The 11,235-nt window shown below is 62.7% G+C and carries 12 protein-coding genes; 7 read left to right on the top strand and 5 right to left on the bottom strand.

Going from position 1 to position 11,235, the window contains the following annotated elements; all coding sequences use genetic code 11:
• Positions 1-276: 276 nt before the first annotated feature.
• Positions 277-1,770 carry a CoA-acylating methylmalonate-semialdehyde dehydrogenase gene (locus tag ACK56M_RS03730; protein WP_015268841.1) on the bottom strand — a complete coding sequence of 498 codons (1,494 nt, stop codon included), beginning with the start codon at positions 1,768-1,770 and terminating at the stop codon, positions 277-279.
• A 73-nt stretch (positions 1,771-1,843) separates the two neighbouring features.
• Positions 1,844-3,190, bottom strand: coding sequence for an aspartate aminotransferase family protein (locus ACK56M_RS03725; RefSeq protein WP_013970744.1), 1,347 nt, complete (start codon positions 3,188-3,190; stop codon positions 1,844-1,846).
• Between the two features lie 118 nt (positions 3,191-3,308).
• On the opposite strand from ACK56M_RS03725, the gene ACK56M_RS03720 reads away from it, so the two are divergent.
• From ACK56M_RS03720 to ACK56M_RS03700, 5 genes are all read left to right on the top strand, one after another.
• Complete coding sequence (locus tag ACK56M_RS03720) at positions 3,309-4,226, top strand: LysR family transcriptional regulator (protein ID WP_013970743.1); 918 nt, start codon at positions 3,309-3,311, stop codon at positions 4,224-4,226.
• A gap of 90 nt (positions 4,227-4,316) precedes the next feature.
• On the top strand, positions 4,317-4,979 hold the full coding sequence (locus ACK56M_RS03715; protein WP_003257076.1) for a TetR/AcrR family transcriptional regulator: 663 nt from the start codon (positions 4,317-4,319) through the stop codon (positions 4,977-4,979).
• A gap of 9 nt (positions 4,980-4,988) precedes the next feature.
• Entirely contained in the window at positions 4,989-5,573 is a 585-nt protein-coding gene (locus ACK56M_RS03710) for an IMPACT family protein (RefSeq protein ID WP_015268839.1), read from the top strand.
• 369 nt (positions 5,574-5,942) lie between these two features.
• Entirely contained in the window at positions 5,943-6,629 is a 687-nt protein-coding gene (locus ACK56M_RS03705) for an SDR family oxidoreductase (protein ID WP_015268838.1), read from the top strand.
• An 86-nt stretch (positions 6,630-6,715) separates the two neighbouring features.
• On the top strand, positions 6,716-7,663 hold the full coding sequence (locus ACK56M_RS03700) for an adenosine deaminase (protein WP_013970740.1): 948 nt from the start codon (positions 6,716-6,718) through the stop codon (positions 7,661-7,663).
• Positions 7,664-7,694: 31 nt separating this feature from the next.
• On the opposite strand, the gene ACK56M_RS03695 is transcribed toward ACK56M_RS03700, so the two are convergent.
• Complete coding sequence (locus tag ACK56M_RS03695) at positions 7,695-8,408, bottom strand: ArsR/SmtB family transcription factor (RefSeq protein WP_013970739.1); 714 nt, start codon at positions 8,406-8,408, stop codon at positions 7,695-7,697.
• 487 nt (positions 8,409-8,895) lie between these two features.
• Between ACK56M_RS03695 and ACK56M_RS03690 the strand changes: the two genes are divergently transcribed.
• Positions 8,896-9,093 carry a hypothetical protein gene (locus tag ACK56M_RS03690; protein WP_015268837.1) on the top strand — a complete coding sequence of 66 codons (198 nt, stop codon included), beginning with the start codon at positions 8,896-8,898 and terminating at the stop codon, positions 9,091-9,093.
• Here the strand turns inward: ACK56M_RS03690 and ACK56M_RS03685 are convergent.
• Together ACK56M_RS03685 and ACK56M_RS03680 are read right to left on the bottom strand one after the other, a co-directional pair.
• Positions 9,044-10,225, bottom strand: coding sequence for a multidrug effflux MFS transporter (locus ACK56M_RS03685; protein ID WP_015268836.1), 1,182 nt, complete (start codon positions 10,223-10,225; stop codon positions 9,044-9,046). The two genes, ACK56M_RS03690 and ACK56M_RS03685, sit on opposite strands and share 50 nt — an antisense overlap.
• 234 nt (positions 10,226-10,459) lie before the next feature.
• Entirely contained in the window at positions 10,460-10,657 is a 198-nt protein-coding gene (locus ACK56M_RS03680; RefSeq protein WP_015268835.1) for a heavy-metal-associated domain-containing protein, read from the bottom strand.
• A gap of 145 nt (positions 10,658-10,802) precedes the next feature.
• On the opposite strand from ACK56M_RS03680, the gene ACK56M_RS03675 reads away from it, so the two are divergent.
• A complete protein-coding gene (locus ACK56M_RS03675; RefSeq protein WP_061303955.1) occupies positions 10,803-11,189 on the top strand; it encodes a hypothetical protein in 387 nt (128 codons plus the stop codon).
• The last annotated feature ends 46 nt before the right edge of the window (positions 11,190-11,235 follow it).

The following is an 11,235-nucleotide window of genomic DNA, read 5'->3' as shown; positions in this document are numbered from 1 at the left end:
ACATCGAGGTGGACGCCAAGGCGGTCGCGTGCCGTTCTCACAGGAATAATTGGCCCGAAACAAACGGTAGGAGCAGCCTTGTGCTGCGAAGCGCCGCGCGGGCGGCGCTCGATCTCACAGGCGCCAGAAAACCCAAGACAGGCACCTCTCAAAGCCAATGCCATCTCAAGACAGGCCCATAGCCGCCCTGACGCACACGACAACCAAAAGCCAAAACACCAAACCCCAAAAACAAAGCGGGGAGGCCTGTCGGCCTCCCCGCTTCTGCTTCATCCCTTACAAACTAGGGAACGCAAACTGCGAAGCCTCATGGCTGGCCCGCTGCGGCCAGCGCTGGGTAATCGCCTTGCGACGGGTATAGAAGCGCACACCGTCCGGACCATAGGCATGCAGGTCACCGAACAGCGAGCGCTTCCAGCCACCAAAGCTGTGGTAGGCCACCGGCACCGGCAGCGGTACGTTCACACCGACCATGCCCACTTCGATCTCGTCGCAGAACAGGCGCGCCGCTTCACCGTCACGGGTGAAGATGCAGGTGCCGTTGCCATACTCATGATCGTTGATCAGTTGCATGGCCTGCTCCAGGCTGTTCACACGCACTACGCACAGCACCGGGCCGAAGATCTCTTCCTTATAGATGCGCATCTCCGGGGTCACCTTGTCGAACAGGGTGCCACCGACGAAGTAGCCATCCTCATTACCGGCCACACGGAAGCCACGGCCATCCACCACCAGCTTGGCGCCAGCAGCAATACCGTCATCAATGTAGCCCACCACCTTGTCACGGGCAGCAGCCGTCACCAGCGGCCCCATGTCCAGGCCGCACGAGGTGCCGGCCCCAATCTTCAGTGCCTTGATCTGCGGTTCCAGCTTGGCAATTAGGGCGTCTGCCACCTGGTCACCCACGCACACCGCCACCGAAATGGCCATGCAACGCTCGCCGCACGAACCATAGGCAGCCCCCATCAGTGCGCTCACGGCATTGTCCAGGTCGGCATCCGGCATCAGCACCGCGTGGTTCTTCGCACCACCCAGGGCCTGCACACGCTTGCCGCGCTTGGTGCCTTCAGCGTAGATGTACTCGGCGATCGGAGTCGAACCGACGAAGCTCAGGGCCTTCACTTCCGGCGCTTCGATCAGCGCATCCACCGCTTCCTTGTCGCCATGCACCACGTTGAGGATACCCTTCGGAAGGCCGGCTTCCAGCAGCAACTGGGCGATGAACAGGGTCGAGCTCGGGTCGCGCTCGGAAGGCTTGAGGATGAAGGCGTTACCGCAGGCGATGGCCAGTGGGTACATCCACAGCGGCACCATGGCCGGGAAGTTGAACGGGGTGATACCGGCAACCACGCCCAGTGGCTGGAAGTCGGACCAGGCATCGATGTTCGGGCCAACGTTGCGGCTGTACTCGCCTTTCAGTACTTCCGGCGCGGCGCAGGCGAACTCGACGTTCTCGATGCCACGCTTCAGTTCGCCGGCAGCATCTTCCAGAGTCTTGCCGTGCTCTTCGCTGATCATCTGCGAGATTCGTGCTTCATTCTGCTCCAGCAGTTGCTTGAAGCGGAACATCACCTGGGCGCGCTTGGCCGGTGGGGTGTTGCGCCAGGCCGGGAAGGCAGCCTTGGCCGAATCGATCGCTTCCTGCACGGTCGCGCGGCTGGCCAACTCGACTTTGCGCACGGCCTGGCCGGTGGACGGGTTGAAGACATCGGCGGTGCGCTCACCCTTGGTAACCAGTTCGCCATGGATCAGGTGCTGAACAATGCTCATGCAAAACTCCAGATAAAGAAGGTTGAGGCAGGCGCGCGATGCGTTCACGCGCCAGGCATCAGAATCGGAAAGATCAGTCGATCAGGTTCAGGGTTTCGCCTACTGCGTCGAACAGGCGATCCAGTTCCTGCGGCGTGGTGTTGAAGGTTGGGCCGAACTGCAGGGTGTCGCCACCGAAGCGTACATAGAAGCCTTTCTTCCACAGTTTCATCGCCGCTTCGTACGGACGCACGATGGCATCACCGTCGCGGGCAGCGATCTGGATCGCGCCGGCCAGGCCGTAGTTGCGGATATCGACGATGTTCTTGGTGCCCTTCACGCCATGCAGCAGCTTCTCGAAGTGCGGCGCCAGCTCGGCGGCGGCCTGCACCAGGTTTTCCTTCTGCAGCAGGTCCAGCGCGGCGATACCGGCGGCGCAGGCTACCGGGTGGGCCGAGTAGGTGTAGCCGTGCGGGAATTCCACGGCGTACTCCGGGGTCGGCTGGTTCATGAAGGTCTGGTAGATCTCGCTGCTGGCGATAACCGCGCCCATCGGGATGGCGCCGTTGGTCACCTGCTTGGCGATGCACATAAGGTCCGGGGTCACGCCGAAGGCTTCGGAGCCAGTCATCGCGCCCATGCGGCCGAAGCCGGTAATCACTTCGTCGAAGATCAGCAAGATGTTGTGCTGGGTGCAGATTTCACGCAGGCGCTTCAGGTAACCCTTCGGCGGCGGCAGAACACCAGCCGAACCTGCCAGCGGCTCGACGATCACGGCAGCGATGTTGGAGGCGTCGTGCAGCTCGATCAGCTTGAGCATCTCGTCAGCGAGGGCGATACCACCCTCCTCCGGCATGCCTTTGGAGAAGGCGTTGACCGGCAGCACGGTGTGAGGCAGGTGGTCGACATCCAGCAGCTGACCGAACAGCTTGCGGTTACCGTTGACGCCACCGAGGCTAGTGCCGGCGATGTTCACGCCGTGGTAGCCGCGAGCACGGCCGATAATCTTGGTCTTGGTCGCCTGGCCTTTCAGACGCCAGTAGGCACGCACCATCTTCAGCGCGGTGTCGGCACACTCGGAACCGGAGTTGGTATAGAACACATGGTTCAGGTCGCCCGGGGTAAGTTCGGTGATCTTCTCGGCCAGCTGGAACGACAGCGGGTGGCCGAACTGGAAGGCCGGGGAGTAGTCCAGTGTGCCGATCTGGCGAGCCACCGCTTCGGTGATTTCCTTGCGGGTGTGCCCGGCGCCGCAGGTCCACAAACCGGACAGGGCATCGAAGATCTTGCGCCCCTGGTCGTCGAACAGGTAGCTGCCTTCGGCCGCCACGATCAGGCGTGGGTCGCGCTGGAAGTTGCGGTTGGCGGTGTAGGGCATCCAGTGCGCATCCAGCTTGAGCTGGCTGGCGATACCGGCGGGGGCGGTTTCGGGCATGTTCATCGGCGGTTCCTCGGAAGACGATTAGGCAACGATGGATGTTGTTGCAGCTAAATTGGCACGGCGATAAAGTCTGGAAAAGCCAACATTTCTAATCTTCAGACAGGCCCTGACTAAACTAATGAGCCGACGCCCCGATCCACTCGCCCAAGTCAGCGATTTTGACATCCGCCTGCTGAAGATCTACCGCAGTGTCGTAGAGTGCGGCGGTTTCTCGGCCGCCGAAAACGTGCTGGGCATTGGCCGTTCGGCCATCAGCCAGCAGATGAACGACCTCGAGCAACGCCTCGGCCTGCGCCTGTGCCAGCGCGGCCGCGCCGGGTTCTCACTGACCGAGGAAGGCCGCGAGGTCTACCACTCGGCGCTGCAACTGCTCAGCGCCCTGGAAAGCTTCCGCACCGAGGTCAACGGCCTGCACCAGCATTTGCGTGGAGAGCTGAACATTGGCCTGACCGACAACCTTGTGACGCTGCCGCACATGCGCATTACCCATGCCCTGGCCGAGCTCAAGGACCGCGGCCCCGATGTGCGCATCCAGATCCGCATGATCGCACCCAGCCAGGTCGAGCACGGTGTGCTCGATGGCAGCCTGCATGTCGGCGTGGTGCCGCAGACCAGCCCGCTGTCGGGCCTCGAGTACCAGCCGCTGTACAGTGAGCGCTCACTGCTGTACTGCGCAGTCGGCCACCCGCTGTTCTATGCCGATGACCAGCAGATCGACGACGACCGCCTCAACAGCCAGGAAGCCATCACCCCCACCTTCCGCCTGCCGGCCGAAATCCAGGCGCATTACCAGGCACTGAATTGCACGGCCAGTGCTTCGGACCGCGAAGGCATGGCGTTTCTCATCCTTACCGGGCGCTACATCGGCTACCTGCCAGACCACTACGCCACGTTCTGGGTGCAGCAAGGCCGCTTGCGTGCCCTCAAGCCCCGGGAACGCTTCTATGACCTGAGTCTCAGCTGGGTAACGCGCAAGGGCCGGCGGCCGAACCTGGTACTGGAAAGCTTCCTCGAAAGCCTGGCTGCGACACGCTGATGCCAGTCTGTGCCGCAAACGCTTGTCACTTCGGCACAGGCAGGTAATCTTGTCCGACAGCCGCAGCCACTGACCCGTACGGAATCGTCCATGACCCTAGAAGTCCCTGCGCATCGCCTCTCCGCCTCGGGCAAGCCCGCGGGCCGCATCCGCCAGAAGAACGAACAGGCCATTATCCAGGCCGCCGAAGACGAGTTTGCCCGCCATGGTTTCAAGGGCACCAGCATGAACACCATCGCCCTCAAGGCGGGGTTGCCCAAGGCCAATCTGCATTACTACTTCACCAACAAGCTGGGCCTGTACATTGCCGTACTCAGCAACATCATCGAGTTGTGGGACAGCACCTTCAACGCCTTGAGCGTCGACGACGATCCGGGCGAAGCCCTGAGCCAGTACATCCGCACCAAGATGGAGTTCTCCCGGCGCAACCCGCAAGCCTCGCGGATTTTCGCCATGGAAGTGATCAGCGGCGGCACCTGCCTGAGCGAATACTTCAGTGCCGACTACCGCGAATGGTTCCGCGGCCGGGCCGCGGTGTTCCAGGCCTGGATCGAAGCCGGAAAGATGGACCCGGTCGACCCGGTGCACCTGATCTTCCTGCTGTGGGGCAGCACCCAGCACTACGCCGACTTCGCCACCCAGATCTGCCAGGTGACCGGCCGCAGCCGCCTGACCAAGCAGGACATGGAAGACGCGAGCAACAATCTTATCCACATCATTTTGAAGGGCTGCGGCATCAAGCCGGCTGCCTGATCGTCATTTATGCCTTCTACCCTGCTCGACCTCTGCGAGTACCGCGAGGAAATCCGCAAAAGCCGCTTCATCACCCTGGCCGGGCCGATCAGCAGTGCCGCCGACGCGATGAGTTTCATCGAACGCCACAGCGACCTGGCCGCCACCCACAACTGCTGGGCCTGGAAGCTTGGCGCCCAGTACCGCAGCAGCGATGACGGCGAACCTGGCGGTACCGCGGGGCGGCCAATCCTCGCGGCCATCGAGGCGCAGGACTGCGACCAGGTGGTGGTGCTGGTAATCCGCTGGTACGGCGGCATTCAGCTGGGAACTGGCGGCTTGGCCAGGGCCTACGGCGGCGGCGCAAACAAATGCCTGCAACAGGCACCCAAGCGGCTTCTGGTGCAGCGCAGCGAATTCACCTGCAGTTGCAGTTTCAGCGAACTGGCACTGGTGAAGCTGCGCCTGGCAGAGGTTGACGGCCTGGTTCTGGACGAACAATTCACCGCCAATGGCGTGGACCTGCTGATTGCACTCGGCGACACCCATCTGGCGCAAATTCAGCAGCAGTTGGCCGACTTGAGCCGCGGGCGCATTCTGCTCGAAGCACGTTGAACATTGCCCACAACAACTGTGGGCCGGCCTGTGGATAAGCTTGGGGCATTCGCTTGCAGGCAGCATTAATCAAGGGCTACAGAGGCTTGATCATATTTTGATCACCATTTGATGACAGCCGCAAACCGTTGATGCTCCTGAGGTTATCCCCAGGTCCCCAGCCTGCGTACCCCCCGCAAGCAATCTGCGCTTGCACACAATAACTGTGGACCAGCTTGTGGATAACCCGTGCGCCAACAGGCCGAAGGCCACGCCGTACAAGGGCCTGACGCAACTGGTGATTTTTCGTACAGCCCACCACGAGGCGCTCGGCACCACAGTGCATTATCCTCAATATCCTTCTTCGAACCGATCACGGAGCGCATCCAAATGGCTAACGCAAAAACCGCACTCATCATCGGCGCCTCGCGCGGGCTAGGCCTGGGCCTGGTGCAACGCCTCCAGGAAGACGGCTGGAACATCACCGCCACCGTGCGCAACCCGCAGCAGCCCGGCGCCCTGGCGGACGTGCCCGGCGTGCGCATCGAACAGCTGGAAATGAACGACACGGCCCAGCTCGATGGCCTCAAGCAACGCCTGCAAGACCAAGTCTTCGACCTGGTGTTCATCAACGCCGGGGTCATGGGGCCTCTGCCGCAAGACCTGGAGACAGTGCAGAACAAGGACATCGGCGACCTTTTCATGACCAACGCCGTGGCGCCAATCCGCGTGGCCCGCCGCCTGGTCGGTCAGGTACGCGAAAGCAGCGGCGTGCTGGCCTTCATGAGCTCGATCCTCGGCAGCGTGACCATCCCCGATGGCGGCGAAATCTGCCTGTACAAGGCCAGCAAGGCGGCCCTGAACTCGATGATCAACAGCTTCGTCGTCGAGCAACAACGCCCCGACCTGTGCGTGCTGGCCATGCACCCGGGCTGGGTGAAAACCGACATGGGCGGTGAAAACGCCGAGATCGACGTGCTGACCAGCACCCGCGGCATGCTTGAACAGATCAAGGCGCAAAGCGGCAACGGCGGCCTGCGCTTCATCAACTACAAGGGCGAACCCTTGGTCTGGTGATTCACCAGGTCGCAGCCTGGCCGGGCGCAATGCCCGGCAAGGCTCTGTAGAATGGCGGCAACCGTACCTGATTGAGATGACCCACCATGTATGACTGGTTGAACGCCCTGCCCAAGGCCGAACTGCACCTGCACCTGGAAGGCTCGCTGGAGCCCGAGCTGCTGTTCGCCCTGGCCGAGCGCAACAAGATCGCCCTGCCCTGGGCCGATGTGGAGACCTTGCGCGGTGCCTATGCCTTCAACAACCTGCAGGAGTTCCTGGACCTGTATTACCAAGGCGCCGACGTGCTGCGCACCGAGCAGGACTTCTACGACCTGACCTGGGCCTACCTGCAACGCTGCAAGGCGCAGAACGTGATCCACACCGAACCGTTCTTCGACCCACAGACCCACACCGACCGCGGCATCCCCTTCGAGGTGGTGCTCAACGGCATCAACCAGGCGTTGAAGGACGGTCGCGAGCAACTGGGCATCAGCAGTGGCCTGATCCTCAGCTTCCTGCGCCACCTCAGCGAAGATGAAGCACAGAAAACCCTCGACCAGGCCCTGCCATTCCGCGATGCGTTCATCGCCGTTGGCCTGGACAGCTCGGAAATGGGGCACCCACCGAGCAAGTTCCAGCGAGTGTTCGACCGCGCCCGCAGCGAAGGCCTGGTCGCCGTTGCCCATGCCGGCGAGGAAGGCCCGCCCGAGTACATCTGGGAAGCCCTGGACCTGCTGAAGGTCAAGCGTATCGACCACGGTGTGCGCGCCATCGAGGACGAGCGCCTGATGCAGCGCATCATCGACGAGCAGATCCCGCTCACGGTGTGCCCGCTGTCGAACACCAAGCTGTGCGTGTTCGACCACATGAGCCAACACAACATCCTCGAGATGCTCGAGCGCGGCGTGAAGGTCACGGTCAACTCTGACGACCCGGCCTACTTCGGCGGCTATGTCACCGAAAACTTCCACGCCCTGTACACCCATTTGGGCATGACCGAAGACCAGGCCCGTCGACTGGCCCAGAACAGCCTGGATGCCCGGCTGGCCTGAATGACCTGACGGCGACATATCTGTGGCGCCGTCAACCTACCTGCAACGTCGGCACGCGGGCAATGCGATTGATCTGCTGGATACCCAACGCAGAAATATGCAATGCCCGCGAGTCCTCGGCCTCGCGCATCCAGCCAGATTGCAGGAACAGCCGGAACAAGGCCTGCCCCAGCACGCCGCCCAGGTGCGGCCCCTGGTCGTTCCACTCGGTGCAGCGGCAGATCACGCAGCCACGTTGCTGGTGCGGCGCCAAGGCATCGATGTAGACCCCGACCAAAGCCAGCTGCGTCCGCCCCTCTTCGCTTACCATCAACTGCCGACCACTACCCTCCAGCCAGCCGGCCACCACCAGACGGTGATACAGCTCACCGGCCAGTTCCCCACCCAGGTGATCGCCACAGCGACGCGCCCTGCGTATCGACATGGGCAGCGGTGATACCGGTGCCTTGGCCCGCTCCCCCCTGGCACTCTCCAACTGGACACTGGCCAGGGCCTCCACCGCTGCCCCGACTTGCGGGGTGGCCAGCCGGAAGTAGCGCTTGCGCCCCCGCGCTTCGTGCCGGAGCAAACCGGCCGACGACAACAACGAAAGATGAGCGCAGGCCGATGACGAGGTCAGGCCTGTCATTACCGCGAGCTCGTTGGCCAGCCGCGGCGTACCATCGATCAATGCCCACAACATGGCACTGCGCTTGGGGTCGGCCATCAGGCTGGCAATCTGGCTGATACTGCTGGCTGCGTTCATGTCCCTGTAACTCCCTGCAAGTTCACTGTGTGGATGCGATGGCCACCCTTGGCAGGGAAGCGCCTCTCGCTGGCACTGGCCTGGTTCGCCAGTATAAGCCGCAAAAAACGCCATTCAGGCAGCGCCGCGCAGTGGTGCCACAGGCAAAATACCACTGGGTATGCCTACCCATGGCAAGCAGTGAAGCAGTGCGTGAAAGCTGCCCGGACCGCGTGGGCAAGCAGCCCGGCACACATGGCAGGAGCCCGGGAACGACAGGCGGAAAAAACACCGGATGCAACTTCGGACGCGGCCGACAACCAATTTCCACAAGTAGCGCAAGCCAAAGCGAAGGTTCCACGTGCTTGCGGGCATTGCACCCCAAGCAGGAAAAAACATGTAGAAAACATTCTTGCCGACCGTCAGTCAGGACACTGATGCAGGTCATGGCGGGCAGAAGGTGCAGCGCTACACTTCATCCGCTCTCCCCCTTTGGAGGTATGCCGCGATGAAAATTGTCGTCAGTGCGTCGAGCCGAAACCCCGCTTGCCCCTGGCAGGTCCAGCTCGATCAACACGTGGTCAGTTTCCGCAGCGAGGCCGAGGCGCGTGCCTTCGTCGCCACGCTGGAAACCCGCCTGCATGCACCTCACCCGCTTATGCGGGAGCCTTGGCCGGCAAGCGTCGGGTCAGCAGCGCGACACTGACCACCAGCGCCCCGCACAGGCTGATCACCAGCGCCATCGGTACCGCACTGCCATCATGCAGCAGCCCGACCAGCGCTGCTGCGCCGGCGGCAACGCTGAACTGCAGGCAGCCCATCAGCGCCGAGGCACTGCCGGCCCGCGCCCCCTGCCCGCTCATGGCACAGGCAGAGGCGTTGGGGATGATGCAGCCAAGGCTGGAGATGCAGACGAACAGCGGTACCAGCAGTGGCCACAGCTGTGTTGGCCGCATTGCCGCCACGGCCAGCAACACCAAGCCCGCAGCCAGGTACAGCCACACCGCACGCGCCAACAGAAACGCCGGCCCGCGCTTGGCCAGCAAGCGTGCATTCACCTGCGCCACCAGGATGAAGCCGGCGGCATTGGTGCCGAACAACCAGCCGTAATGCTCGGCCGGCACGCCGTAGAGCTTGATGAACACGAAAGGTGAACCGGCGATGTAGGCAAACATGCCGGCGATGGCGATACCACCGGTCAGGGCATGGCCGACGAACACCCGGTCAGCGAACAGACGCAAGTATTGGCGCATGGCGCCAGACAGCGGTTGCCGCGGTATGTGCTCGGGCAGGCTTTCCGGCAGGCCCAGGCTGACCGCCAGCAGGCAGCCGGCACTGAACAGGCTCAGGGCGAGGAAGATCGATTGCCAGCCGGCCACGTTCACCAGCACCCCGCCCAGCATCGGTGCCAGGATTGGCGCCAGGCCCATGACTAGCATCAGCTGCGAGAACACTTTGGCCGAGGCCACCGGGTCGCACTTGTCACTGACGATGGCCCGCGAAAGCACCATCCCGGCGCAACCGCCCAACGCCTGGACAAACCGCGCCAGCACCAGGGTATCGAGGTTGGGGGCATAGGCACAGGCCAGTGACGCCAGGGTGAACAGGGTCACCCCGAACATCAGCGGCTTGCGTCGGCCAAAGCGGTCAGCCACCGGCCCGTAGGCCAGTTGCCCGATGGACAGGCCAAGGAAGTAGGCGGCCAAAGTGGCCTGGACGTGTTTTTCATCGGTGGCGAACGCCTGCGCCATGGCCGGGAAAGCAGGCAGGTAGAAGTCGATCGCCAAGGGCCCGAACGCACTGAGTGCGCCCAGGATGAGCACCATTCGCAGGTTCATCAGGAATCCATAGCAGGCTAAGCAAGTGCTCGATTCTACCTGCTGCGGGCCCTATCGACATGAAAACATTTGCAACAATACAGGCCCTGGCGCGGCCCCTGTAGGAGCGGCCTTGTGTCGCGATGGGCCGCAAAGCGGCCCCAGCAAGTCATGCATCGATGCCAATATCCTGGGGCCGCCTTGCGGCCCATCGCGGCACAAGGCCGCTCCTACAGAGTTCAGCGCATAGCCTGATCAGGCTACGTCGGCCTGATAACCCTCATCGCGAATGGCCGTGAGGATCTGCTCCTGAGCCAACTCGCTCTGCACCCGTACCTGCCTGGCCGCCAGATCGACCTCCACCTTGGCCGCGGCATCCTGTTCCTGCACCGCCCGGGTCACGGCTTTCACGCAATGGCCACAGGTCATGCCTTGTACATTGAACACTTGCATGGGGGTTACCTCCTTCGGGTTTTCCACAAGTCTCAAGCTTGCCATCGGGGCAAGGTCAAGACTTGCCGACACCAGCCGGGGTGGAAATCCGCGCGCGCGTCGGCCAAGCTGCGCCTTTGATGATCAGGCAAGCAGGAGATTCTTCATGTTCAGGGCAGCATTGGGCGTCGTCGGGCTATTGAGCACGCTGGCTGCAGTGCCACCGGCCAGCGCCGAGGGCAACTCGGACTACAGCGTGCTGATCATTTCCCGGGAGCGTCTGGAAGTGGCCACCAGTTGCGAAATCGGCATCTACCTCAACGACCAGCTCTCCGGGCGCGTGTTCCAGGAGCAGTCCACCTCGTTCAACCTGCCGCCCGGCCCGGTGGACGTGCGCCTGCGCCTGCTGCCCGGGCAAATGCCCGGCTGCGCCCCGGGTGTCGAGGACCAACGCAGCACGCGACTGAACCTGCAGGCGGGCCAGATCAACAAATACCGCATCGCCATGGGGCAATATGGGCTGGAGTTGAAGCGAGCCGGCCTGGGCTATTGACCTTACCTGCGTGGCAAGGTTGATGCTGGAGGCCTGTCCAAGGAGG

The sequence above is a fragment of the Pseudomonas sp. s4 genome (assembly GCF_046764235.1).
In the GTDB taxonomy this organism is placed as follows: domain Bacteria; phylum Pseudomonadota; class Gammaproteobacteria; order Pseudomonadales; family Pseudomonadaceae; genus Aquipseudomonas; species Aquipseudomonas asiatica.
Note: the sequence above shows the minus strand (reverse complement) of the source record. Positions and strands in the feature narration are given on the sequence as shown.

Excerpts from the sequence above, each read along its gene's own strand:
- ACK56M_RS03730 (WP_015268841.1), bottom strand. The coding sequence starts at position 1,770 with ATGAGCATTGTTCAGCACCTGATCCATGGCGAACTGGTTACCAAGGGT.
- ACK56M_RS03725 (WP_013970744.1), bottom strand. The coding sequence starts at position 3,190 with ATGAACATGCCCGAAACCGCCCCCGCCGGTATCGCCAGCCAGCTCAAG.
- ACK56M_RS03720 (WP_013970743.1), top strand. The coding sequence starts at position 3,309 with ATGAGCCGACGCCCCGATCCACTCGCCCAAGTCAGCGATTTTGACATC.
- ACK56M_RS03715 (WP_003257076.1), top strand. The coding sequence starts at position 4,317 with ATGACCCTAGAAGTCCCTGCGCATCGCCTCTCCGCCTCGGGCAAGCCC.
- ACK56M_RS03710 (WP_015268839.1), top strand. The coding sequence starts at position 4,989 with ATGCCTTCTACCCTGCTCGACCTCTGCGAGTACCGCGAGGAAATCCGC.
- ACK56M_RS03705 (WP_015268838.1), top strand. The coding sequence starts at position 5,943 with ATGGCTAACGCAAAAACCGCACTCATCATCGGCGCCTCGCGCGGGCTA.
- ACK56M_RS03700 (WP_013970740.1), top strand. The coding sequence starts at position 6,716 with ATGTATGACTGGTTGAACGCCCTGCCCAAGGCCGAACTGCACCTGCAC.
- ACK56M_RS03695 (WP_013970739.1), bottom strand. The coding sequence starts at position 8,408 with ATGAACGCAGCCAGCAGTATCAGCCAGATTGCCAGCCTGATGGCCGAC.
- ACK56M_RS03690 (WP_015268837.1), top strand. The coding sequence starts at position 8,896 with ATGAAAATTGTCGTCAGTGCGTCGAGCCGAAACCCCGCTTGCCCCTGG.
- ACK56M_RS03685 (WP_015268836.1), bottom strand. The coding sequence starts at position 10,225 with ATGAACCTGCGAATGGTGCTCATCCTGGGCGCACTCAGTGCGTTCGGG.
- ACK56M_RS03680 (WP_015268835.1), bottom strand. The coding sequence starts at position 10,657 with ATGCAAGTGTTCAATGTACAAGGCATGACCTGTGGCCATTGCGTGAAA.
- ACK56M_RS03675 (WP_061303955.1), top strand. The coding sequence starts at position 10,803 with ATGTTCAGGGCAGCATTGGGCGTCGTCGGGCTATTGAGCACGCTGGCT.